This is a genomic window from Levilactobacillus zymae, assembly GCF_032190635.1.
GTDB classification, from domain to species: Bacteria; Bacillota; Bacilli; order Lactobacillales; family Lactobacillaceae; genus Levilactobacillus; species Levilactobacillus zymae_A.
Map to the genome: position 1 here is coordinate 1,264,568 of NZ_JAVLAS010000001.1, position 23,358 is coordinate 1,287,925.

Consider the following 23,358-nt stretch of genomic DNA (forward strand, 5'->3'; position numbering starts at 1 on the left):
CAATCATCTGGCAGATCAGCGTTGACCAGTAGGTTAAGTGGCCGAAGACACCCAGGCGAAAATGGGTTTTAAAGATGAACAAAAGAACGGGGGAAGGTCGCAGTGGCGGTGTTGGGCTCATTGGGGGGGCTACACGTTTTGGTCTCTTCAGAACCAAGTGGGGCGGATGATGGCCGCAAGCTGCCTTTGACTAGACATAGAAAAGCGGTCGTGACTTTGGTGAAGTCACAACCGCTTCGGATGAAACGCTGGTTTAGAAATTTAGGCTATTTTCGTTGGCCCAGTAAGTTTTACCGGCTAAGGTCACGCGATACCAAGTTGAAGCATCCGTGGCCTTGTAGCCCTTCTTATTGACCTTGACGGTGGTTCCCGCACTAAAGTCACTAGTGTGGGCCGTAGTCTTGGACAGGTAGGTCGAGTTTAGGACGTGGTTATACAGGGGCGCGTTAGTGGTGGTATTCAACGTGGCCTTGCCGCTCGCGTCACTGTAGGTGACCTTCGGGAAGTTCAAGACCTTACTGTAGACCCAGTACTTGTACCCGGAGTTCTTCGCAAAGCGAATCCGGTACCAGGTGCCACTCCAACCGCCGCGTTTGACACCACGACTGTCGACGTAAACCTTGGTGCCCCGGTGATCGCTACTTAAGCGGCCCCAACCGATCTTGTAAGCACCCTTGGTGCCCTTGACGTGGTTGTAGACCGTCCAGTTGGTGTAGTTGTTCGCCAACGTCGCAGTTTCGTTATTGCCACCGTGGTTGTAGGTCACCGTCTTCTTAGCCGCCGTCACGTGGGGCTTGCTGGTCGTGGTGGAACTAGACGACGAGTCCGTCGTCGTGTTAGTATCCGGCTGGGTCGTGACGGTGCCGCCCAACTTGGCGTACTGGGTATTCACCAGGGCCATGAAATCGGTCATGGTGTAGGTCGTTCCGAAGTAGCTCCGGGCGTTACTAGACCAATAACCATCCGGGTCGGTATGGTTGGTGCCCCCCAGTAGGGTCGATACGTTGTGGTGTGAGAGCACGGTTGACTTGTACTGGGGCGTTAAACCGTACTGCTTTAAGACGTAGGCCGTGTAGTAGGCGGCGTTGTTCAATTCGCTAGCGAAGGCCGCTTTAGAGTGGACTTCGACCTGTTCGAACTGCACGTAACGCTGATTACCCTGATAGCCCGATCCCCAGGATAGGTAGTTGGTGTTCGCAATGTTGATGATGTGACTGGCATCGATGAACGTGTGGACGAACGCATTTTGATAATTGTTCTTCATATACGTGATTTCGTTATAAATCGTCGAGTTGGGGTTGGCGGTTTCGTGGACCACCACGCCCTCGGGCCGGTTATTGCGATACTTTAGCTTGGGAAAACCGGACCAGATGTTTTGTGTGATGGTCGGTGTTCCGTACCCCTGGTTTGCAATGTAGTCGTTAATGGTGTTAGCACTGGCAACGGTTGTGGTCCCTAACCACAGCCCTAAACAGCCAGCAACGAGGGCGGTGCCTCGAACCACCCAATGGTGCCAATTCTTCATAATAAGTTCTCCTCCTATGGTAAGTGGCTCATCCTCAATTTTTTCCGTGCAACAATGGTTCGATTATAACGTATCTTTTCACGATTGGGTATCCGGGAGAACTTGGGATGAAGTATTTTGTCGTTCGGGAATCAAACCAGATTGTGTGAACATCGTGACTTGAATCGTGGTAAATATCGGGTTTTGCGGGCCTAATTGGCGAAACCGGATACATGGTTCGGCTTTTTCAGATTGTTGCAAACACCTTACAATTCAGTTGCAAACGCCAAACAAGGTGCTTGCGGTCCTTGAAGAACTTGGCTATAATGGGATATTGCATGATGAAAGGGGCGACCAGTGATGGCTGATAAGACGGAAAAGACTGAGACACCCGAAAAGGATGCGCTCAAGGTTGGCGATTACATCAAGGCCAAGAAGTTTGGCCCGCTGGAACACAATTTTACCGGTGAGATCACGAAGGTGTATGATAATTCAGTTCTGGTTGAAATCAGAGATTATGATCCGGCCGACAAAACGGCGGTTGGCGATATGAATAACCGTGCCGTGGTTCGGAAGTCAACGGCCAAATTGACCAGTGCTCCCCAGGACTAAGTTAGGATAAAAATAGAAAATTTGAATTTTTTTGCAAAAAGTAATGACAACTCACAAATGGTATGCTATACTCATTTGTGTTGTGCGGGTGTAGTTTAGTGGTAAAATCCAAGCTTCCCAAGCTTGTGTCGCGGGTCCGATTCCCGTCACCCGCTTTCGAATGAGGCGGCCAATTTGGGCCGTCTTTCTTATTTTATTCGAAGGTTTTAGTATCAGCGGTTAGATGAGTAGGGTTAAGTCGATTACACAGCGAGTTCGGGTGGGTGATAGCCGGACTAATCGATGACTCGAAACGGACTAGCCGGTCAAAGATGAATTAATCATTTAAGTGGACTGTTAAAGTCAATTAGAGTGGTACCGCGGGAAAATCTCGTCTCTTACAGCAAGTGTAAGGGGCGTTTTTTTGTCTCGGGGACCCGCTTAATCAAGGAGGAATTCGGATGGATTACAAACAAAAAGTGACCGCTGTGTTGGTGCAAGCCCTAGATGGTCAGTTAACGGCTGAAGATGTGCAGGCTAAGCTGGAACGGCCCAAGACGTCAGATAAAGGGGACCTTGCATTCCCGACATTTACCTTAGCTAAGTTGCTGCACCAAGCACCACAACAAATTGCGCAAAACCTTGCAGCGAAGCTCGATACCACCGACTTTGAAAAGGTGGAAGTCGTGGGACCTTACCTGAACTTCTTCTTCGATAAGGCGGGGTACAGTGCCGATACGTTAAAGACAGTTTTAACGGCCGGGGCTGATTACGGTCAGAACCAGGACGGTGCCAATGGTAACGTGCCGATCGATATGTCGTCGCCGAACATCGCTAAGCCGATGTCCATGGGCCACTTGCGCTCCACGGTGATTGGGAACTCGATTGCGAATATTTTGACCAAGAACGGTTACCACCCCATTAAGGATAATCACTTAGGGGACTGGGGCACCCAGTTCGGGAAACTCATCACCGCCTACAAACTGTGGGGGAACGAAGCCGACGTCAAGAAGGACCCCATCAATAAGTTGGTGGAATATTACGTTCGCTTCCACAAGGAAGACGTTGATAAACCCGAACTCGACGACGAAGCGCGCGAATGGTTCCGCAAGCTGGAAGCCGGCGATCCCGAGGCTCACAAGTTATGGGAATGGTTCCGGGAAGTTTCCTTACAAGAATTCAACGCCGTTTACAAGGAATTGGGCGTTAAGTTCGACACCTACAACGGGGAAGCCTTCTACAACGATAAATTAGCCGAAGTGGTGCAACTCTTGAAGGACAAGCACCTGCTGGTAGAATCCGAAGGCGCGCAAGTGGTTGACTTAAGCAAGTACGACCTGAACCCGGCCTTGATCCTGAAGAGTGATGGGGCTTCGCTGTACATTACGCGAGACATCGCGACGGCCCTGTACCGTGATCGGACCTACAGTCCCGTCAAGAACCTGTACGTCGTGGGCTCCGAACAGACCTACTACTTCAAGCAATTGAAGGCGGTCTTGGAAGAGATGGGCGTGAAGTCGGCACCGAACTTGCAACACGTGCCGTTCGGGCTGATCACCGTTGATGGCAAGAAGCTGTCCACCCGGTCCGGCCGGATTATCTTGTTGGCCAAGGTGCTGGAAGAATCCGTCAAGTTGGCCCAAGAAGAAATTGCCGAAAAGAACCCCACGTTGGCTAACAAGGATGAAGTAGCCAAGCAGGTTGGGGTGGGGGCCATCGTCTTTGGTGACCTGAAGAACGAACGGACTAACAACATTGACTTCGTTCTAGCCGACCAGTTGAAGTTTGAAGGGGAAACGGGGCCGTACGTGCAATACGCCCACGCCCGGGCCGAAAGTATCCTGCGGAAGGCGGCCCACGTTGACGTGCAGGCCGAAGCTAATCAGCTGACCGATCCGTTGGCTTGGGATACGATCAAGGCACTGGCCGACTTCCCGCAAATCGTAAAGATGGCTTGCGACGAATTGGAACCATCCGTAATCGCCAAGTACGCGATTCGGTTAGCCAAGACCTTTAACAAATACTACGCGCACGCCAAGATTCTGACCGAGGATGCGGAATTATCTGCGCGGTTAGCCTTAGTCAAGGCCGTGTCGACGGTCTTGAAGGAAGCGCTGCGGCTCTTAGGGGTTCAAGCACCAGACGAAATGTAATCATGGGCATTAGCCAGAAGGGCACCATTGCTGAGCGGCAATGGTGCCTTTTTTTGCGTTGAAAACGAATATTTGGTACACTGAGTTCATAAATATTCAATGATTGGTGGCGAAAACCCCATTCTTGGATTTTACGCAATGCAATTTTATGCGGAGGGGGCTATTTTGTCATGAAGAAGAGCATTCGCCAAGCACGCATTGAGCAGTTGATTAACCAGTATCCCATCGGCACCCAAGAAGAGCTGATGGAACGGCTTCAAGCCGTAGATATTCAGGCGACCCAGGCAACCATCTCTCGCGATATTCGCGAGATGCAGATTGTGAAGGCCCAGGATGGGCACGGCCATCTGCGCTATACCATTTTTAAGGCGGGTAATCGGAGTGAGGAAGAGCACCTCCGTGAAACCATTAACGAGGTGGTTACCGGGCTGACCCGCGTCGAATTCGTTAATATTTTGAAAACGCTGCCGAGCAACGGAAACCTCTTAGCAGCCATCTTTGACGACCTCAATCTACCCGAGATCGCGGGGACGTTGGCGGGTCACGATACCATCTTTATCATCAGTCCCAGCGCGGCCGTGGCTGAAAAACTGCACGACCGGATTGCTGCTGAAATGAATCCAGAAATTGTTCACTAGAACGTGGTCTAAAAACGCAAGGGGTCGCTCGAACGGCCCATTTACTTGGTCATTAACCGGTCACAAAACGCGCATCGTTGTTGGGAAAGTTGGCCTAAAAGTCTTTTCAAGACTGACTTGCACTGCCGTGGCGCACTAGGACGGTTTATCAAGCCCGATCCAGCCCCCGTTTTATCCAGGGACTGGATCGGGTTTTCGTTGGTTTTTAAGGTGGCTTAAAGCTTCATAAAGTTTCCGTGAAAGCCTAGCATGGGGGCCGGTCTATGCTAAAATAGAGCATATTATGTGGTGGGACTCACCCCGAGGTGGGCCCATCTTTCCACTGACGTGCGGACCGGGTCTCTAGTTTCCGGCCTCACCGTGGCCGACTTTTTGACCACCGTTGAGTGCAGCTCAGTCCTAGCGTCTATTTTCTATTAGAAGAGGCTATTTCATGGATAACCAACAACCAAACCCAACAACCGAACGGGGATTCAAAGCGCGCTTCAAGCGCTTCTGGCGTCGGTTTCAGTTGACGCGGTGGCTGATCGTGATTCTGCTGACCGGCTTTTTACTGATGAGTGGCTATCTCACCTTTATGGCTAAAACCGCTAACGTCGGCGATTTAAAGGCCGCATTGGATAACCCCACTCAGATTTATGATCGGCACAACAAGAAAGCAGGCACGCTGTACTCGCAGAAGGGGACATCCGTACCGTTATCGCAAATTTCGCCAAACATTCAACAGGCGGTCATCTCGACGGAAGATCGGAATTTCTATAAGGAACACGGGTTTTCCGTTAAGGGGATCGGTCGGGCCTTTTATTTGTACGCCAAAAATAAGTTATTAGGTCGGGACTACATCAGTGGTGGGGGGAGTACGTTAACCCAGCAGTTGGTGAAGAACGCCTATTTGACGCAGGAACAGACCTTTACCCGGAAGTTCAAGGAACTCTTCTTATCGATCGAAGTCGAAAATGTCTACAGTAAAAAGGACATCTTGGCCATGTATCTGACTAACGCTTACTTCGGCAACGGGGTCTGGGGCGTCCAGGATGCGTCTGAACGTTACTTTGGGACTTCCGCGGCCAACTTAACGGTTCCGCAGGCCGCTGTTTTAGCTGGGATGTTGACCAATCCGAACGGGTACAATCCGATTGATCACCCCCAGGCCGCTCGGCAACGCCGAAACGTGGTGCTAGGCCTTATGGCGCAGACCGGAGCCATCACGACGGCCCAGGCCAAGCAGTATCAGGCGACCGCCATCACGACGAACGACAACTACACCTATAAGAATAGTTATAAGTACCCGTATTTCTTTGATGCCGTGATTAATGAAGCCATCAGTAAATATGGCTTGACCGAATCCGAAATCATGAATAAAGGGTACAAGATCTATACCACCCTTGACCAAGGGAACCAAACTCAGATGCAGACGCTCTTCAAGAACAACGCCTACTTCCCGGCAAACGCCAGCGATGGCACCAAGGTCCAGGCGGCTAGCATCGCCATCGATCCGAATACGGGGGGGGTTGAGGCCGTCGTCGGTGGTCGGGGCAAACACGTCTTCCGGGGGTACAACCGGGCCACGCAAATGCGCCGGCAACCCGGTTCGACCATTAAGCCGTTGGCGGTTTACACTCCCGCGTTGGAGAACGGCTATTACTACGATTCTCAGTTGACCGATAAGAAGCAGTCATATGGTAGTAACAAGTACACCCCGCACAACTACGGGGGCGTCTATAGTGGTAAATTACCGATGTATCAGGCGCTCGCCCAAAGTTCTAATGCGCCGGCTGTTTGGCTCCTCAATAAGATTGGCGTAGACAAGGGGTATGAATCGGTGAAGAAGTTCGGCCTGCCCGTCAGCAAGTCGGATAAGAACCTAGCCTTAGCGCTGGGCGGCTTGAAGACCGGGGTTTCTCCCCAGCAATTGGCCCAGGCCTATACGGCGTTTGCCAATAGTGGCACCATGCATTCGGCCCACTATATCCGTAAGATTGTCGACGCTTCGGGTAACGTCGTCGTTGATACTAACGACACGGCGGCCAAGTCGACCAAGGTCATGTCCAGTAAGACCGCTAAACAGATGACCAGTATGATGATGGGCGTCTTCAATTACGGAACGGGGACAACGGCTAAACCCTACGGTTACACGATTGCCGGGAAGACCGGGAGTACCGAGGCCGACGGGGACGCCGATGCCACCCGGGATAAGTGGATCGTCGGTTATACGCCTGACGTCGTGGTCACTACCTGGGAAGGGTTCGATAGCACCAGTAGTAAGCATCACTTGGAAGACGTTAGCGGCACCGGTGAAGGCCCGCTTTTCCAGGCCGAGATGCAGGGGATTTTGCCGAACACCAAGGGAACTTCGTTTGACACCAAGGATGCGTCGACGCTGGCCAACGCCCAGAATAGTGGGTCGTCCAGTTCGACGGATATCTGGGATTCCGTCCAGAAGGGCATTGATAACGCCGGTAAGTCGTTTAATAACGTGGCCGACAAGGTCAAGTCCTGGTGGGAAAAGGCGAAATCAGTGATCGACTAGGTTACGCGCGAGACGCAAAAGACCGCATCAATTTACAATCTCTCCTAGGGAGCGGTTGCAAAGCATGGTACAATATTAGATGAACGTTTTAAATTCGAGGAGGAACTCCCAACATGGCCGAAAACCTAAAAGACTTGGGCGCCAGTGTCGCTCAAGCATTACAAGCAACGCCGGAATACCAAGCACTCCAAGCTGCCTTTACCACGATGAAGGCGGACGCGGATACCTACAAGTTATTCCAAGACTTTCAAATGCTACAGATGAACTTGCAACAAAAGCAAATGTCCGGACAAGACCTGAGTGATGATGAACTCAAGCACGCTCAGGAATTAGCCACCCAAGTGGGGGCTAAGCCGGCCATTAAGGATTTGATGGCGAAGGAAAAAGACGTCAATCAGATTTTAAACGACTTAAACAGTACGATTACCAAGCCGATCCAAAATATCTATCGAGGCTAAAAAATCAATCGTCGGTGTCTTCCTTCTTTATGAGGGGCGCACCGGCGATTTTTTTGAAGGGACAGTGAGCAACCGTGAAATTTATTCATGCCGCCGATTTACATTTAGATAGCCCGTTTCTAGGTCTGACCAGTTTGCCCGCGCAGTTGGCGGCCCGGGTGCGACGCTCGACCTTCGATGCGGCAACCAAAATTTTCGACCGGGCGCTAGCCGAACACGTCGATTTTGTGTTGTTGGCGGGCGATTTGTTCGATCGGGCCGAGCAGAGCGTGGCGGCGCAAGCCTACCTGTTTGATCAGTTTACGCGGTTACAAACCGCCCAAATTCCGGTCGTGATTAGCTTTGGCAATCACGACTATGCCACCGACCAACACCAGGTGGTGGCTTATCCGGATAACGTGACGGTCTTTGGCCCGCAGGTCACCACGACGACGCTGACGTTAGGGTCGGGTGAGACCGTGGCCATCAGCGGCTTCAGTTACCCCCAACGGTGGGTTACCGCCGATGTCGCGGCAACCTATCCGGCGCACGCCGCAACGGATTGGCACATTGGAATGCTGCACGGGGCGGTAACCACGGGCGGGGTCAACGATCACTACGCGCCGTTTACCCTGGCCGAGTTACAGCCAAAGCATTACGATTATTGGGCGTTGGGGCACATTCACCAGCACCAGGTCTTAGCGACCCAACCGCCCATTGTCTACGCGGGAAATCCACAAGGGCGTGCCGTTAACGAGACCGGCGCCAGGGGGGCTTACCTGGTGACCAGTCGGGGCCGGCAGTTGGTGCCGACGTTCTTTCCCACGGCGGTACTGGCCTGGGAAACGGCGACGTTAACCACCCAGGCCACGACTCTAGTGGCGTTGGGACGGGCAGTGGTGACCTGGTTAACGGAACATCCCGCCCAGTTGCCGACGCTTACCGCTCTGACCATCAAAACGACCCAACCGTTAAGCGCAACTGATCAGGCGCGTTTAGCCGATTGGCCGACGCTGCTACAGCGGACCCAGCGGGCGGCGTTGCAGGCGGCCCAGCGATACTTTGTCCGGCTGACCGTACATGCCACAACCACTCCGCTAGCGGCGCCTCAACTGGACCAAGATTACTGGGCGCGTGGGGCGGCGCAGGTCTTCACACCGGCTAATTTACAGACCGTTTTTGGTAAGTTGACCCAGGAGCCCAGCCTGGCGGATTGGTTAGAACAGGTGGCACCGCAGGACTTGCAGCAAGCAGCCAGTCAGCGGCTCAATCAATGGTTAAGGGGGGAGCACACCGATGTATCTTAAACGACTCACGCTATTTGGCTTCGGTCAATTTCACGACCGAACCTTCGAGCTTGCGCCGGGGTTGAACGTCTTATTGGGACCCAATGAGGCTGGTAAGTCCACCATTACGCAATTTATCACGGCGATTTTATTTGGGTTCCCTACCAAAAAACACCCCGAGCTGCGTTACGAACCACTCGATGGTAGCCGGTTCGGGGGGAGCGTAGAGCTGGTGAAGGACGGCAATACCTATCAGGTCACCCGGGTAGACGGTGCGCGGGGTGGTAAGGTGACGTTAAAAAACCTCACCACGGATTTGGCGTTACCCGCGACACAGTTACCGAAATTATTAGCCCCGGTGGACGCGCAACTCTTCGCCAACGTGTACGCCCTCGACGAACGACGCTTAGGCACCGTATTTCAGGCCTCTAAGCAAGCGGTTGTGGCTCACTTACGGCACGTGGGCGCGGTGGGTAGTGATTTTTGGTTGGCCCAAGCTCAGCAACTTGATAAGGCGGCTGACGAGCGGTATAAGCCGCAGGGACGTAATCCATTGCTGAACCAACAACTACGTCAGCACCGAGAGCTCACCGATCGTCTAGAAAAGGCCAACGCCGCCTATCAAACCTACTGGCAACTCCTGCAGGATCAAGCAACCGCGCATCAGCGACAAGCGGACCTACAGCAGAAATTAGCGACCGCCCGGCGGCAAGTAGATGAGCTAACGCAGCAGCGGCAGGCCTGGCCGATCTACCAACAGTGGGTCGACTTAGGACAAACGGTTTCGGTTCCAGACACGGGCTTTACGGAAGACGACGTGACGGCCTTTGAGCGGGTGACCAGCCAGGTGACCGCAGCGCAAAGCGCCTTAAAAGCCGATCAGCAGCGGTTGCAGAATTTACAATCACATACTCAGCTGCCAAAACTCTTTCAGGAAGCCTTGAAGGTCACCCCGCAGTTGACCCCGCTGTTAGAACAGCTGCCGACGGTAACGGAGACCGAACAGGAACGCGCCCGCTTACTAGCCCAACAACGGGATCTGGAGCAACGCACCACAGGAATCGAGCGGCAGTACGCGACGACGGCCGGCCGGATGCCCCGCCCGTTTTCGTTAGCAACTACCCAACAATTTAAGCAGTTGCAGGATAACCTGACCTTAGCTAACCAGAAACGCCGGCGGCTTCAACAGGAGCTTAATCAGGCCAACGAGGATTATCGCCGCCTACAACCGACCCGTCAATCGCGAAATCCCCTGGCGGATAAGCAGGTCGGGTGGTTAGCCGCGGGACTGGTCACCTTAATTGGGGCCATGTTTTTGCCCGGGACCGTGTTTAAGCTGGTCGGGGCGGCGCTAGGAATCGTGATTGGCTATTATGGAGTCTTTATCGTGGACAGTCAGACACCCGCCAGTCGCCAGTTGCAGGAATTGAGCGACGACATCCGGGATTTACAAGCCCAGCTACGTGAAGGTGGGCAACGGATCGATGAGGTGACCGACCAGATCGACGCCATCGGGGCCGCGCACGACTTGGGGCGGTTGCCGGCCGAACAGTGGCTAGCCGCGCAGGCCGCTATCGGGGAATGGGAGCGCCTGACCCAGCAATTGGACAGCGTGCATCAACGGTTAGCCGCTACGGCAGCGACGCAGCAGGACTTCTACACGGCCGTGACGAGATTATTACCTTCGTTAGCCCAGCAAGAATTGCGGGAGGTGCTCGCACAATTGGAACGATTGCAAACCACGCAGCAACAACTCGCGACACAAGATGGGGAGTTAGCGGGATTGACCGCACAATTAAAACGGGATCAGGTCACCTTGACTACGGCTCAGGCTGCCCAGCGCACCTTTTTACAGACGCGTAACGTCAGCGATGAGACTGAATTTTATCAGCAATACCAGACGATTCGTGAACAGGGAAATCGTGCGGCCCAGCGGCAGGCCCTCGCCACTCAGCTGGGGGCCGCGCGGTTAACGCAGCTGCAGCAGACTGATCTAACGACCCTGACCCAGGCGGCGACGACGGCCCAGACGACGGCCGCCGATTTACAGCACCAATTAGACACGGTGACGACCCAACTCGCCACACTCGCCGGTCAATTGACCCATTTGACCACTAGTGGGACCCAAGCCACTCTGCGTCAAAAATTAGCCAATTTGGAAACGCAGATGCAAACTACCGCCCGGGAATGGTTACTCGACCGGTTGACCAGTCAATGGATAGCAGCGACGCTAGAGGCCGCTTCCGGCGACCGGTTACCACAAATTGTGGCGCAGGCGGGAGATTTTTATGCGCAGCTCACCGAAAACCGGTATACTAAAATTGAATTAACTGCGGCGACCTTACGGGTACAGCGGGCCGATGGAGCCTGGCGGACCGTGGGACAATTGTCCCGGGGGACCGCCGAACAGCTTGATCTGGCTGTTAAGTTGGCGTTTGCCGTGGTTATGCAGCCCCAAGCCGCCATGCCGATTGTTATCGACGATGGGCTGGTGAACTTCGATGCGGACCGGCGTCAAGCGGCCTACCAATTATTAGCGAAGTTGGGCCACCACCTACAAATTATTCTATTGACGGCGGATACCGCGGCGCAGAACGTGGTGCAGGGGCCGACTAACCGGGTGCTCAGATTAACCTCAGTTTAGGAGGGATTTTCGAATGACGACCAAGAAACAGTTGTTAGACTATGCCGTGGACGATGCGGTGGACCTCTATGTGTTGTTGAAGTCCGCTGACGTTCGGACGGCCAAGAACGGGAAACCTTACATTGCCATGGTGTTCGAGGACCGTTCGGGAGAAATTTCCGGTAAGTATTGGGATGCGTCACCCAGCGATATTGAGAACTTTGTGGCTGGACAAGTGGTCCACCTGCAGGGGCGACGGGAGAAATACCAGACTCACCCCCAGATTAAGATTTTTCACCTACAGGTGGCACCAGCGGAGACGGGTTTAACCGCGAATGACTTTATTGAACGGGCCCCGATGTCCCGCGAAGCGATGGAAGATTATATCAACCAAACGATTTTTGAAATTGAGCAACCCACCTGGCAACGGCTGGTCCGGAAGCTATTAACGCAGTATCGTGATCAATTCTTCACGTATCCGGCAGCCAAGAGTAACCATCACGCCTTCCAGGGGGGATTGGCGTTTCACACGATCTCAATTCTGAAATTAGCACATCATGTGGTGGCGCAGTATCCGGACCTCAATTCTTCGTTGCTGTATGCAGGAGCAATTTTGCACGACTTGGGCAAAACCATCGAGTTATCCGGACCTAAAGCCACGACTTACACTTTGGCCGGTAATCTGGTGGGGCACATCGTCCTGTTAGACGGCGAACTGGTCCGGGCCTGTGACCCCCTGAAGTTAGATCCACAAGCCGAAGACGTGCTCTTGTTGCGGCACATGGTGCTCAGTCACCACGGCTTACTGGAATACGGCTCGCCGGTGCGCCCCGCGTTGCGTGAAGCCGAGGTCTTGCATCAGCTGGATGAACTCGATGCCTCGATTATGATGCTGGACACGGTGGTCGATCACACGGCGCCGGGTGAATTTTCCGAACGGGTCTTTGCCTTGGATGGTCGGCGGTTCTACCGGCCCAACCAAGCGCCCAATCAGCCGAAACCGGAAAGCTAAGGCGGGGAAGCGGTACTGGTTACGTGGTGCATGACAGTCGCAACTGTTTTTCCGATTAAACGACAATGACTTAGTCATGATAGTGGCAATTCAAACAGGCCCTAGCCCATGCCGATTCGATCGACACGGGCTAGGGCCTATTTGATGAATTAACGTCGCGTGACGGGAGCAAGGTCGGCATAAACAAAAAAACACGCTCGTCAATGGACGAAGCGTGTTTTTAGAAATTGCGTTGGGATTACTTAGAAGATGACGAGCTGCTTGAGGACAGGTAGTCGGATAAGATGTTCTTCAAGTCGTTATCTTTGATAGAAACGTTACCCTTCTTCAAGACCTTGGAAACAACGTTGTGTAAGACAGTGCTGTCGTTCATGTCGTTGTCGATAATTTGTTGCGTCAATTCAGCCTTGTGCTGCTTCAACGTTCCCTTACCAGGGTTGTTCTTCATCAAGATGACGTGGTAACCGTATTGCGTCTTGACAGGCGTCGTGGTGTATTCGTCAGTCTTTAACTTGAAGGCCGCCTTCTTAAAGGTTGAGTCCAAAGAAGTGTCGGTACTATCAAAGGCGGACAAAGCGCCACCCTTGTTCTTCGTTGCCGAATCCGTAGAGTACTTCTTGGCCAACTTAGTGAATTCAGTCGTCAAGTTGCTCTTCTTGGTGTCCTTTAAGTCGCTGATGATCTTGTTGGCAGTCGACTTCTTAGCAACTAAGATGTGGGCTACCGTGACCTTTGGTTCGTAACTCTTGAACTGTTTCTTCAATTGCGCGTTGGTTACCGTGACGTTGTCTTTAACGGCTTCCTTCAGCAATAAGTTCGACCGAATTTCGGTCTTTAAACCGGATTGCGTCATGCCGCTTTGGGACAGTACGCTGTTAAAGGAAGAACCGTATTGAGACTTGTACTTGTTGAATTGCTTGGTAACGGCCGACTTGCTGACCTTGCTACCGTATTGCTTTTCTAAGACCTTGTTTAAGATCATTTGTTGCAAGACTTGCTTACCGGAAGAAGTTCCCTTCAAGCTACTGTAGTAGGCACTTTCGGTAATTTTGCCACCGTTAGTTGTGGCAACGGTCTGGCTCCCACAACCGGCAAGCGTTACTGATAACAGCACACCGGCCAGGGCGATAAACCATTTCTTCATATTCCTCAACACATCCATTCATCAAAATTGGTGTAAACACCATACTCAGACATCATAACACAAAAAGTGGCAAACCTAAAAAGGTCCCGGAACTTTTACAAAACCTTCAAGATTCGTGAGCTTCTAGGCGGGCCAAAGTCGCTTCAATTGCGGTCACCCGGGGGGCCACCTTGAATTGGAACTTGTCAATTTGTGTTTGAATGGCGTTCAAAGTTTGCGTCCCGTCTTCGATCGCGTCGGAAAGCTTGCGCGCGTTGGTCGCGACCCGGGCCTTAGCCTGACGAATGTCGTCGAGTTGCTGGGTCGTTTGCTGAACGGAGTGCTGAACCTTCCGGCCCCAAGTACGGGGATCCTGCTGCGTTAACGTTAGATAGGTAGCCAAACCAACGCCAGCCGCTAAGCCCACGCCAGCCATAAAACGTCCTAAGCCCATAAGTTAGTCCTCCAGTTGCGCCTTGATTTGTTCTTGGATGGCGGTGTATTTGTCCGGGGTGTATTGGTCAGAATTGTCTTTGAAGATCATCCGGAAGTCGTCATCGTCGCTGTAACGAGGAACCAAGTGGAAGTGGGAGTGGAAGACGGATTGATAGGCCACCGTCCCGTTGTTGTTGACGATGTTCATGCCAACGATAGCCGGATTAGCGGCTTTGACGGCGCGAGCAATCTTGGGGATGCGTGCGAAGACCGCGGCAGCTAGGTCGGTGTCGTAGGCGAAGATATCCTGAACGTGGGTCTTCGGGATCACCAGCGTGTGGCCGGGGGTGCCTTGGGAAATGTCCAGAAAGGCTTTCACGATGTTGTCTTCATAAACGGTATAACTCGGGATGTCCCCCTTAAGAATCTTGCAGAAGATGCAATCATCGTCATAGTGGGGGTCAAGGGTCATTGGTTCCATGGAAACTCCTTCTTTCGTAGTGATTTCATCCATTATACACCACCAACGGGTCCAGGTTCAGGCGCATTGCTCGTTTGCCCGGGGAGCTATGGTATAATAAGGCGGTTCGACGTGGACCAACGCGGAATGCCGTAAGGGGGATTTGGCGGGGCCCGTCGGTGAAAAGCGTTAACGGTCGGCCGCATTCATGGGCTGAGCTCGGTTGACGATTAATCAGAGAATTTCAAACACGAAGGGATGATTAGATGGCATTAACGGTTAGCCATGTCGTGGGAGGATACTCCCAAATTCCCGTCTTAAAAGATATTAGCTTTGACGTGCGAGACGGTGAACTGGTGGGGTTGATTGGCCTAAACGGGGCTGGTAAGTCGACCACTATCAACCATATTATTGGATTATTAACGCCCCATAAGGGGACCATTACCATTAACGGCGTCACGATTGCGCAGGATAGCCAGGCCTATAAGCAACAGATTGCCTATATCCCCGAGACACCGGTGTTGTACCAAGAACTAACGTTACGCGAACACTTGGAAATGACCATGATGGCTTATGACCTGGATCAGCAGCAGGCTTGGGACACAGCCCACCAGCTGTTGAAGACCTTCCGGCTGGATAATAAGCTGGATTGGTTCCCGGCTAACTTCTCTAAGGGAATGAAACAAAAGGTCATGATCGTCTGCGCCTTTTTAACGCAGGCGAAGTTGTTCATTATTGATGAACCCTTCTTGGGGTTGGATCCGCTGGCGGTCAACGACCTGTTGAACTTGATTGAACAACGAAAGCAACAGGGCGCTAGCATTCTGATGTCGACGCACGTCTTGGATACGGCTCAGCGGTATTGTGACCGGTTTGTGTTATTACATGCGGGTCAGGTCGAGACTGAGGGCACGTTAAGTGAATTACAAGCCGCTCTTCCGGAAGCGGGGGAATCACTGAACGATATTTACCTCTCGATGACCAAGGTCGACCGCGCATGATCGGTCTCTTTAAAACTCGCCGGCAACGCCATCTCCGGGAAATGGCCAAGTATCTCCGGCTGGTCTTTAACGACTTTTTTGTCTTTGCGTTGCTCTTTTTCTTGGGTGGTCTGGGATTGGGCTACTCTAACGTGCTGAAACAACTGACTAACGGCCTGTGGTGGGCGCCCATCGTGGCCTTGGCGGTGTTGGCAACGACCGCGCAGGTAGGACGGTTGGCCACCCTGATTGAGGACGCCGACCGGGTCTTCTTGCTGCCTAAGGAACGCGCCATGCACGCTTACTTGGTCGTATCCCGTCGGTACAGTCTGTGGCTAGCCCAGGCGACTCAGCTGATTTTATTGTTTATTCTGACCCCGTTTTTGCGGGTGACGTTGGCCTGGACGTTGGTTCAGGTCGCCGGTTTGGTTGTAGCGCAGGTTCTCTTGAAGGACACGCTCTTGCGGTTGGATCTGGCGAGTGCTTACCAAGTCACCGGGCAACGGCGGATGAATCACTGGACGGTTAAATGGGGAGTGAGCCTCCTCATCTTGGCGGTAGCCCTGTGGGTAACGCCGTATTTGGCGGCTGGTCTGAGCTTGGTGGCTGACATTGCGGTCGCCGGGTGGTTTCAACGGCATTGGGAACATCAGCAGATCCGGTGGCGTGAACAAATCGCCATCGAGGATAACCGCATGTTGGGGATTTACCGTTTCTTTAACCTATTTACCGACGTGCCCATGGTCAGAGGAACGATTCATCGGCGGCGGTATCTAGACGGCTTGTTGCGGCGGATTCCGGTGCGACACGACAAGACCTATCTCTATCTCTATAGCCGGGGGATGTTACGGGGAACCGAGTTTAGCGGGTTAGTGGTACGGTTAACCGTGATTGGGATGCTGCTACTGGCCTTTATTCAGGGACGATGGCTGCCCGTCATCTTAACGGCGTTATTCATCTACTTGATCGGGTTTCAGTTGTTGCCGTTCTTTCAGCAGTATGACGACATCGTGTTTACGCACGTCTATCCTCTGAGTTGGGACCAACGACTGGGAAGCTTTGTCACGTTGGTTACGGGGATTCTAACTACCACCGCCATCCTGCTATGGTTAGTGGTGGTGGCCGTCAACCGCGACCTTTTGACGGCTGGCGTGACCTTTGTTGTTGCCGCGATTGAGGTGGGCTATCTGGCCCGGATTTATACGCCTCAACGCCTGAAGCGTGCGGCGAAAAATAAAGGTTGACGCTGTCACCGTTGCCCCTTAAAATGGATGATAGCTGACAAATTGAGGAAGGGGTGGCACGATGACACCAAATATACGCGATGGCTGGCAATTATACCCATTGGGTGGCAATACCGGAACGGCGTTTATGGGGACTAAGGCCTCCCAAAAGGTTTTCCTAAAGCAAAATGCGTCACCGTTTTTAGCCGCGCTTTCTATGGAAGGCATCACCCCCCGGCTGGTCTGGACGCAACGGTTGGCCACCGGCGATGTGATGACCGCCCAAGAATGGCTGAACGGCCGCACCCTTCACCGGATTGAGATGCGCCAACAACGCGTGGCCCGCTTACTCCACAAGGTGCATCATTCCGAACTACTTCATAACATGTTGACCAAAGTCGGCGGCCGTTCTACGACGCCCGCCCAATTGTTGGACCGTTTAACGCCGACCATTGCGCCGGAGCTGAGCCAACATCCGTTGATTCAACGCGCTTTACAGGCGTTGAACGCGGAACAGCCACAATTGCCCACGACTGCGTATGAAGTTTGTCACGGTGACCTGAACCATAAAAATTGGCTGTTATCCGATCGCCAACGATTATATCTGGTCGATTGGGATGCCGCGACGTTTGCGGATCCGGCCTTCGATCTGGGCTCGTTGTTGTGTGAGTACGTGCCATTGGAAGAATGGCAACGGTGGCTGCGCGACTACGGCGAGCGCGTGACGGATACGTTAACGGCGCGAGTGAACTGGTACGCGCGGATGCACTGCATCATTGTGATTGCCGAAAGCTATCAGCAGCAGCGCTTCCAGTTGATGAACCAACACTTGATTTTATTAGAGAAACTGACGCGTGAGTCAGTACATGATTAACTTTGACGGCGGGGTGGGAGCCAACTTCCATACCCGCCGTTCGTCTTAAGGAGGACGTTTTACATGCGTGTGCGTAACAAACCCTGGGCCAAAGACTACCTGGCCGAACATGATGAACTGATGGTGACGGCGCCGGAAACCTTGAAGGGTAACTGGGAAAGTCGTTTCCCGACGGAGCAACCCCTGTACGTTGAGATCGGAACGGGGAAGGGCCAGTTTATTGTCGAGATGGCCCGGCAACATCCGGAACGCAACTTTATCGGGATCGAAATTCAGATGTCTGTGATTGCTGTGGCCTTGAAGAAGGTCGTGGCTAGCGAACTGACCAACATTCAAATGGTCCACACGGATGGTGAGGCCGTAAATACGCTATTTGCTGCCGGAGAAGTGGCGGGCTTGTACCTAAACTTTTCGGATCCGTGGCCAAAGTCGCGGCACGCTAAGCGGCGGTTAACATCACCCGTTTTCTTGGCTCACTACCAAGATGTCTTGGCCCCCGCAGGCCAACTGCAATTCAAGACCGATAATCGGGGCCTATTTGAATATTCCCTCCAAAGTCTAAACAACTTCGGGATGGTTTTTGACGGGGTGTGGTTGGATTTACACCAAGCCACCGATGACGTCGAAGATATTCAAACCGAATATGAACAAAAATTCTCGGCGAAGGGGCCCATCTATCAGGTGATTGCCCACTTCCCGAAACAAGCCTAACTGGCAACCTGTAACCCTGGTCCATTGTGGATGAGGGTTATTTTTTTTTGATTAAATCATCGCTTCTTACGGACCTATCTGTAAGGAGGGGATTGTATGTTACTTGCAGAACTTGCAAACAGCTTAGTTGACGCCCAAAACGCCACGCGCCGCGAAGATTATCGATGTCCGGCCTGTCACGAACCGGTGCGATTACACCGAGGAGCACAGGTTATCCCGTATTTTGCGCATTTACCCCAGAGTCCCTGCACGATTCAAGGAGAAGGTGAGACCACCGAGCATTTAACGGGGAAACGCCAGTTAGCGACTTTTTTTGCGGCTTGGGGAACCACCGAACTGGAACACGTCTTACCTACGGTGCAGCAACGGGCCGACGTCTGGGTGGCCAGGACGCCCCAACCGGTGGCCGTGGAGTTTCAGTGTAGCCCGTTGGCGCTGGGGCGGGTGAGTGAGCGAACGGCAGGCTATCACCAGTTAAGTTGTTACCCGTTTTGGCTCTTAGGCCATCGCTACCGACGACAACGATTGAACTGGGCGTTAATTGAGCGGTTTATGGGCTGGTTACCCCGTTGGGAACTTTGCCTGCTGTTCTGGGATGTCGAGCACCGGCAGTTACAGTTAACTCACCATCTCTATCAGGATGTGGCGGGGCACTACGGGGGGCAGGTGACGCGGGTGACGAATCTGGCGGCGTTGATGGCGGGGCCAGCCCGAGTGGATCCTTATCCGCAGCTCTCGTTAGTCCGGGTACGGTATCACTGGGCTCAGGAACTCGCCCGGGCGACCCCCCAGTTGCGGCCAATTCAAGAGTTTTTGTATCTGCGTGGTCATCACTTGTTGGGGTTTCCGGCCGCTTTCGCCGCCACCGACTGTACACCCCCCGTCTTGGGCCAAGGAATATTATTGTGGCGAATCCTATTTGGCACGGCACTCTTTGCGTTGAAAGGCCCGCTGACCCCGGCGCGGTTGCGACCGATCGCGCAGAACTGTCTGGATTTGGTGGGCGGACACGTCCAGACCGTGCGAGTGAGCTTTCCGCACTTGCTAGCGCGGTTACAAACACAATTTGTGACCGAACTCGTGCAACGGGGTTATCTCGATGTGGTACCGGGCGGCTGGCGGATTCGCCGGCAACCGCGGTGGCGGTCCGAACAACTTTGATGATTAAAAAATAATGAGAAAAATGAAATTTGGCTGCGAAGGTTAAGTGGTTAAAGTGCTACACTAGGCCTAGAGAACTTTTAAGGAGGCAATTAGATATGCGACAAATTCCAGAACGATCCGCGGTCCCTGAAGCCCTAACCTGGGACCTGACCCCCATTTATGCCGATGATGCGGCGTTTATCCAGGCCGTAGCCGAGATTAAGCAGCAGGCCCAAACGATCGCCCAGTTAAAGGGGCACTTGGCCCAAAGTGGTACCGAGCTGTACTGGGTCACCACGGCCGTTTTCGCGTTGAACCGGCAACTTGAGCGGGCTTACGTGTACGCGTCATTGAAAAACGATCGGGATACCGGGAACGCACAATATCAAGATTTCGCTGATCAGACCAGTGCTCTGGTGGCAACGGTCGCGACGGCCACTGCGTGGTTTGAACCTGAAGTGTTGGCACTTTCCGCTGAACAACTGCAGGCATTGGTGACGGCGGAACCCAAGTTGGCCGCCTTCCAACACTTCTTTGATGTACTGGGAAGCCAACGCGCGCATACGTTATCGGTTCCGGAAGAACGACTCTTGGCCGGTGCCAGTGACATTTTTGCGGCCTCGGAGAAGACCTATGGGGTACTGGATAACGCCGATTTACAGTTTCCCGTGGTACAGGACGAAGATGGCAACGACGTGAAGTTATCGCAAGGGCTATATGGTGTCTTGCTAGAATCCACCACGCCTAAGGTCCGTGAGCAGGCCTTTAAGGCCCTCTATAGCGTTTACCAGCAGTTCCGGCATACCTTTGCCGCAACACTTTCCAGCGAGGTTAAAACGCATAATTTCACGGCTCAGGTGCGGCATTACGGTAGTGCTCGGGAAGCTGCCATGAGTGCCAATCATATTCCTTCGGTGGTCTACGACACCCTGGTTCGTTCCGTGAATGACCATTTAGACCTCTTACACCAATACGTCGCGTTACGCAAAGACCTGCTGGGACTCCCCGAATTGCATATGTACGATCTTTATACGCCCATCACCGGGGAACCGAGTCTGAAGTACACCTATGAACAAGCCAAAGCCGAGGCATTAAAGGCCCTGGCCGTGCTAGGTCCTGATTATGGGGCTAACGTGCAAAAGATGTTTGCTGGCCGGGCAATCGACGTGGTTGAAAATCAGGGGAAGCGTTCTGGGGCATACTCAGGGGGAATGTACGATACTAAGCCGTACATTTTACTGAACTGGCAGGACAGTCTGGAAAGTCTATTCACGCTGGTCCACGAAATGGGACACAGCATTCACAGTCACTACACCCGCAGTAATCAACCTTATCAATACGGAGATTACTCGATCTTTGTGGCCGAAATTGCTTCGACGACCAACGAAAATCTGCTAACCGACTACCTGTTAAAGACCCAGACGGATCCCAAGGTGCGGGCTTACGTGCTCAACCATTACCTAGACGGGTTCAAGGGGACGGTTTACCGGCAGACGCAATTTGCGGAGTTTGAAGACTACATTCATCAGCAGGCCGCAGCGGGCAAGTCGTTGACCGCTGACTTCATGAGTGATTTTTATGGGAAGTTGAATCAACGGTACTACGGGGATGCGGTCATTTCGGATCCGCAGATTGCTGACGAGTGGGCCCGAATTCCGCACTTCTATTACGATTACTACGTTTACCAATACGCGACCGGTTTCGCGGCAGCCACCACGTTATCCCAGCGGATTTTGAGTGGCGATCCGGCCAAGCGGGATGCCTACTTAGGTTATCTGAAAGCCGGTAGTTCAGCGCTGCCACTTGATGTGATGAAGCGTGCCGGAGTAGACATGACCCAGCCAGATTATTTGGAAACGGCCTTTCAGACCTTTGCCGACCGATTAAAGGAATTTGCCACCTTGGCTCACCAGCTTAAGCAAAACTAATTGATACCAAAAAAAGCGCGATTCCCGCAGGAGTCGCGCTTTTTAGCTCTAAATTAAAATTCTTGCCAGTCCTGTTGCCAGAAGAGCCCCATGGTTTTCTCACCGGTGTGCACGCTAATGGCCGGTCCCAACTGACTTCGATTGAATCGTATCTGGGGAAACTGCGTCACCAAGTGGTCCTGCCACCGTTGGGCTAGTTCCGGATTGTTGGCGTCGATAATTGTCGCCAGTAAGGGGTAGTCAACCTGGTCAAGATCGGTGGCTAGGTGGGCTTCCATGTACTGAAAGGCGCGGCGCATGGTGCGTTCCTTACCAATAGCGACAATCTTACCAGCATCGTCAAAAGTGAGCAGGGGCTTGATGTTTAACAGACTGCCGACCATGGCCGAGCGGTTACTCAGTCGGCCGGTTCGGGAGAGATGGCGGAGGCTGTCGACGGCGAAGTAGACCTGCTGGGTGTCGCGTAACGTGAGGAGTGCGTGGGCGATGGCAGCAGCGTCGTAGCCGGCTTCAATCAGACGACCGGCCAGTAAGCACAGATTGGCTTCACCGGCGCTGGCCATGAGTGAGTCAATGGGGTAGACTTCGGCCTTGGTGTAGGTCTGGCAAAAGGCCCGTAAGTTGTCCATAAACGAAGTAATCCCACTGGAGAGGTGAATTGAAATGATTTGTGTCACGCCTTGACGAACCAGATGATCGTAGGCCGTTTCAATCTGACCTAAGGAAACCTGAGCGGTCGTGGGTAACGGCTGATTGCTTTGGAGGTAGTCGTAAAAGGTCGTGGCTGATAAATCGGATTCAGGGTACTGGTGTGCGCCCAGGATAACCGTAATGGGGAGGGCCGTGATAGCGTAACGGTTAAGTTGTGCCGGGGTCAGGTAGGCCGCGGAATCGGTAACGATGGCAATAGACATAGTGTCGCCCCTTCAGTAAATTAGTGGGTCCATCATATCATAGTGTCTAGGGCGACCGTTAGTTAAACAGGACAGAAAAAAAGACCGTCCTTGGGGGAGGTCTTGCGGTAAAACGATTCAGCTACCGTTAAAGTACGTGGAGATGAGGCCGATGGGCGTCATTAGCGGCGGTAGCCGGTTGGGGGTAACCAAGTTCTTGCATGAGGGAAGCCTTGGTGGCGACACCCTGATTTTCACAAACGTCACAGAGGGATTCGTAGGTCACGTCGTCGAGTAATAAGCCATATTGGGAGACGTCACAGTTGAAGATGACGGCGGATGAGGCTTGTTGAATCTTCATCTCAGCGGCTAACTTTTGATCGGTCTGAAAGGCCTGCTTAGCCAGATCAGATGCCCAGTCTTCCTGAAACATATCCAAATCTAAGTGCGATGCTTGGGCTAAGGCGAGCGTTAACTCGGTTGAGAAATCTTGATGTTGGTTCACGATGGCAGTTTGCATATCCAGTAAGAAGTTCCGCCCCTTACGTTTCCCCTGAAAAAGGGCCGCCTTATAAGCTAAAATGGCTTGGTAATAGGTCTGAAAACAAGCATTCCGTTCGGCTAACGAAGGATGAACTGAAGCTAAGGCCTGTTCAATAATTTGCTGATTGAGCAACGGCACAAATTGAAACGAAACCTTGCTATTGAGGTGATCGGCCAACTTCATAATGTTGCGCTCGGATCGCATACACCGTGCGCCCAATGGGTTGACGAATAAATAGACTTCTAACACATTGCTTCCTCCTATAATCTG

20 protein-coding genes and 1 tRNA gene are annotated in these 23,358 nt (G+C 52.8%); 15 read left to right on the top strand and 6 right to left on the bottom strand.

Annotation, left to right across the window (positions count from 1 at the left end):
* Positions 1–253 precede the first annotated feature (253 nt).
* Positions 254–1,525, bottom strand: coding sequence for a peptidoglycan recognition protein family protein (locus RI501_RS05785; RefSeq protein ID WP_313820743.1), 1,272 nt, complete (start codon positions 1,523–1,525; stop codon positions 254–256).
* A 339-nt stretch (positions 1,526–1,864) separates the two neighbouring features.
* On the opposite strand from RI501_RS05785, the gene RI501_RS05790 reads away from it, so the two are divergent.
* The 9 genes from RI501_RS05790 to RI501_RS05830 all read left to right on the top strand — a co-directional run bounded on the left by RI501_RS05790 (position 1,865) and on the right by RI501_RS05830 (position 12,774).
* Positions 1,865–2,116 carry a DUF2187 domain-containing protein gene (locus RI501_RS05790; protein WP_313820744.1) on the top strand — a complete coding sequence of 84 codons (252 nt, stop codon included), beginning with the start codon at positions 1,865–1,867 and terminating at the stop codon, positions 2,114–2,116.
* 84 nt (positions 2,117–2,200) lie between these two features.
* Positions 2,201–2,271 (top strand) — tRNA-Gly (locus tag RI501_RS05795).
* A 285-nt stretch (positions 2,272–2,556) separates the two neighbouring features.
* Positions 2,557–4,248: an arginine--tRNA ligase gene (argS, locus tag RI501_RS05800; protein WP_313820745.1), complete on the top strand. Its 1,692-nt coding sequence runs from the start codon at positions 2,557–2,559 to the stop codon at positions 4,246–4,248.
* Positions 4,249–4,418: 170 nt separating this feature from the next.
* Complete coding sequence (locus RI501_RS05805; RefSeq protein ID WP_313820746.1) at positions 4,419–4,886, top strand: arginine repressor; 468 nt, start codon at positions 4,419–4,421, stop codon at positions 4,884–4,886.
* Between the two features lie 433 nt (positions 4,887–5,319).
* Positions 5,320–7,416 (top strand): PBP1A family penicillin-binding protein, encoded by a 2,097-nt coding sequence (locus RI501_RS05810; RefSeq protein ID WP_313820747.1) that lies wholly within the window; start codon positions 5,320–5,322, stop codon positions 7,414–7,416.
* 113 nt (positions 7,417–7,529) lie between these two features.
* Positions 7,530–7,874, top strand: a complete 345-nt coding sequence (locus RI501_RS05815; RefSeq protein ID WP_313820748.1) for a YlbF family regulator — start codon at positions 7,530–7,532, stop codon at positions 7,872–7,874.
* Positions 7,875–7,948: 74 nt separating this feature from the next.
* Positions 7,949–9,160, top strand: a complete 1,212-nt coding sequence (locus RI501_RS05820) for a metallophosphoesterase family protein (RefSeq protein ID WP_313820749.1) — start codon at positions 7,949–7,951, stop codon at positions 9,158–9,160.
* The gene (locus tag RI501_RS05825) at positions 9,150–11,783 is read left to right on the top strand and encodes an ATP-binding protein (RefSeq protein WP_313820751.1); all 2,634 of its coding nucleotides are present in this window, start codon (positions 9,150–9,152) and stop codon (positions 11,781–11,783) included. Before RI501_RS05820 ends, RI501_RS05825 begins: the two co-directional genes overlap by 11 nt.
* A gap of 13 nt (positions 11,784–11,796) precedes the next feature.
* Positions 11,797–12,774 (top strand): 3'-5' exoribonuclease YhaM family protein, encoded by a 978-nt coding sequence (locus tag RI501_RS05830; protein ID WP_313820753.1) that lies wholly within the window; start codon positions 11,797–11,799, stop codon positions 12,772–12,774.
* 238 nt (positions 12,775–13,012) lie between these two features.
* Here the strand turns inward: RI501_RS05830 and RI501_RS05835 are convergent, their stop codons facing one another.
* The 3 genes from RI501_RS05835 to RI501_RS05845 form a co-directional block, all read right to left on the bottom strand.
* On the bottom strand, positions 13,013–13,918 hold the full coding sequence (locus tag RI501_RS05835; RefSeq protein ID WP_313820755.1) for a peptidylprolyl isomerase PrsA: 906 nt from the start codon (positions 13,916–13,918) through the stop codon (positions 13,013–13,015).
* Positions 13,919–14,024: 106 nt separating this feature from the next.
* Entirely contained in the window at positions 14,025–14,351 is a 327-nt protein-coding gene (locus RI501_RS05840; protein WP_313820757.1) for a hypothetical protein, read from the bottom strand.
* Between the two features lie 3 nt (positions 14,352–14,354).
* Positions 14,355–14,813, bottom strand: coding sequence for an HIT family protein (locus tag RI501_RS05845; protein ID WP_396442510.1), 459 nt, complete (start codon positions 14,811–14,813; stop codon positions 14,355–14,357).
* Between the two features lie 245 nt (positions 14,814–15,058).
* Here RI501_RS05845 and RI501_RS05850 point away from each other — a divergent pair, with 245 nt between their 5' ends.
* The 6 genes from RI501_RS05850 to pepF all read left to right on the top strand — a co-directional run bounded on the left by RI501_RS05850 (position 15,059) and on the right by pepF (position 21,651).
* Positions 15,059–15,793: an ABC transporter ATP-binding protein gene (locus RI501_RS05850; protein WP_313820759.1), complete on the top strand. Its 735-nt coding sequence runs from the start codon at positions 15,059–15,061 to the stop codon at positions 15,791–15,793.
* Positions 15,790–17,016, top strand: coding sequence for an ABC transporter permease (locus RI501_RS05855; RefSeq protein WP_313820761.1), 1,227 nt, complete (start codon positions 15,790–15,792; stop codon positions 17,014–17,016). The genes RI501_RS05850 and RI501_RS05855 overlap by 4 nt, the downstream gene beginning before the upstream one ends.
* A gap of 61 nt (positions 17,017–17,077) precedes the next feature.
* Positions 17,078–17,869 (top strand): phosphotransferase family protein, encoded by a 792-nt coding sequence (locus RI501_RS05860; protein ID WP_313820763.1) that lies wholly within the window; start codon positions 17,078–17,080, stop codon positions 17,867–17,869.
* 63 nt (positions 17,870–17,932) lie between these two features.
* Positions 17,933–18,580: a tRNA (guanosine(46)-N7)-methyltransferase TrmB gene (gene trmB / locus RI501_RS05865; protein ID WP_313820765.1), complete on the top strand. Its 648-nt coding sequence runs from the start codon at positions 17,933–17,935 to the stop codon at positions 18,578–18,580.
* A 96-nt stretch (positions 18,581–18,676) separates the two neighbouring features.
* Positions 18,677–19,741 (top strand): competence protein CoiA, encoded by a 1,065-nt coding sequence (locus RI501_RS05870; protein ID WP_313820767.1) that lies wholly within the window; start codon positions 18,677–18,679, stop codon positions 19,739–19,741.
* 98 nt (positions 19,742–19,839) lie between these two features.
* Complete coding sequence (pepF, locus tag RI501_RS05875) at positions 19,840–21,651, top strand: oligoendopeptidase F (protein WP_313820769.1); 1,812 nt, start codon at positions 19,840–19,842, stop codon at positions 21,649–21,651.
* A gap of 53 nt (positions 21,652–21,704) precedes the next feature.
* Here the strand turns inward: pepF and RI501_RS05880 are convergent, their stop codons facing one another.
* On the bottom strand, positions 21,705–22,565 hold the full coding sequence (locus RI501_RS05880; RefSeq protein WP_313820771.1) for a DegV family protein: 861 nt from the start codon (positions 22,563–22,565) through the stop codon (positions 21,705–21,707).
* Positions 22,566–22,692: 127 nt separating this feature from the next.
* A complete protein-coding gene (locus RI501_RS05885; protein ID WP_313820773.1) occupies positions 22,693–23,337 on the bottom strand; it encodes a DsbA family protein in 645 nt (214 codons plus the stop codon).
* Between the last annotated feature and the right edge of the window lie 21 nt (positions 23,338–23,358).

Coding starts and splice junctions, on each gene's coding strand:
- pepF (WP_313820769.1), top strand. CDS start 19,840: ATGCGACAAATTCCAGAACGATCCGCGGTCCCTGAAGCCCTAACCTGG.
- RI501_RS05825 (WP_313820751.1), top strand. CDS start 9,150: ATGTATCTTAAACGACTCACGCTATTTGGCTTCGGTCAATTTCACGAC.
- RI501_RS05880 (WP_313820771.1), bottom strand. CDS start 22,565: ATGTCTATTGCCATCGTTACCGATTCCGCGGCCTACCTGACCCCGGCA.
- RI501_RS05805 (WP_313820746.1), top strand. CDS start 4,419: ATGAAGAAGAGCATTCGCCAAGCACGCATTGAGCAGTTGATTAACCAG.
- RI501_RS05840 (WP_313820757.1), bottom strand. CDS start 14,351: ATGGGCTTAGGACGTTTTATGGCTGGCGTGGGCTTAGCGGCTGGCGTT.
- argS (WP_313820745.1), top strand. CDS start 2,557: ATGGATTACAAACAAAAAGTGACCGCTGTGTTGGTGCAAGCCCTAGAT.
- RI501_RS05830 (WP_313820753.1), top strand. CDS start 11,797: ATGACGACCAAGAAACAGTTGTTAGACTATGCCGTGGACGATGCGGTG.
- RI501_RS05815 (WP_313820748.1), top strand. CDS start 7,530: ATGGCCGAAAACCTAAAAGACTTGGGCGCCAGTGTCGCTCAAGCATTA.
- RI501_RS05835 (WP_313820755.1), bottom strand. CDS start 13,918: ATGAAGAAATGGTTTATCGCCCTGGCCGGTGTGCTGTTATCAGTAACG.
- RI501_RS05870 (WP_313820767.1), top strand. CDS start 18,677: ATGTTACTTGCAGAACTTGCAAACAGCTTAGTTGACGCCCAAAACGCC.
- RI501_RS05845 (WP_396442510.1), bottom strand. CDS start 14,813: ATGGAACCAATGACCCTTGACCCCCACTATGACGATGATTGCATCTTC.
- RI501_RS05860 (WP_313820763.1), top strand. CDS start 17,078: ATGACACCAAATATACGCGATGGCTGGCAATTATACCCATTGGGTGGC.
- RI501_RS05790 (WP_313820744.1), top strand. CDS start 1,865: ATGGCTGATAAGACGGAAAAGACTGAGACACCCGAAAAGGATGCGCTC.
- RI501_RS05810 (WP_313820747.1), top strand. CDS start 5,320: ATGGATAACCAACAACCAAACCCAACAACCGAACGGGGATTCAAAGCG.
- trmB (WP_313820765.1), top strand. CDS start 17,933: ATGCGTGTGCGTAACAAACCCTGGGCCAAAGACTACCTGGCCGAACAT.
- RI501_RS05850 (WP_313820759.1), top strand. CDS start 15,059: ATGGCATTAACGGTTAGCCATGTCGTGGGAGGATACTCCCAAATTCCC.
- RI501_RS05855 (WP_313820761.1), top strand. CDS start 15,790: ATGATCGGTCTCTTTAAAACTCGCCGGCAACGCCATCTCCGGGAAATG.
- RI501_RS05785 (WP_313820743.1), bottom strand. CDS start 1,525: ATGAAGAATTGGCACCATTGGGTGGTTCGAGGCACCGCCCTCGTTGCT.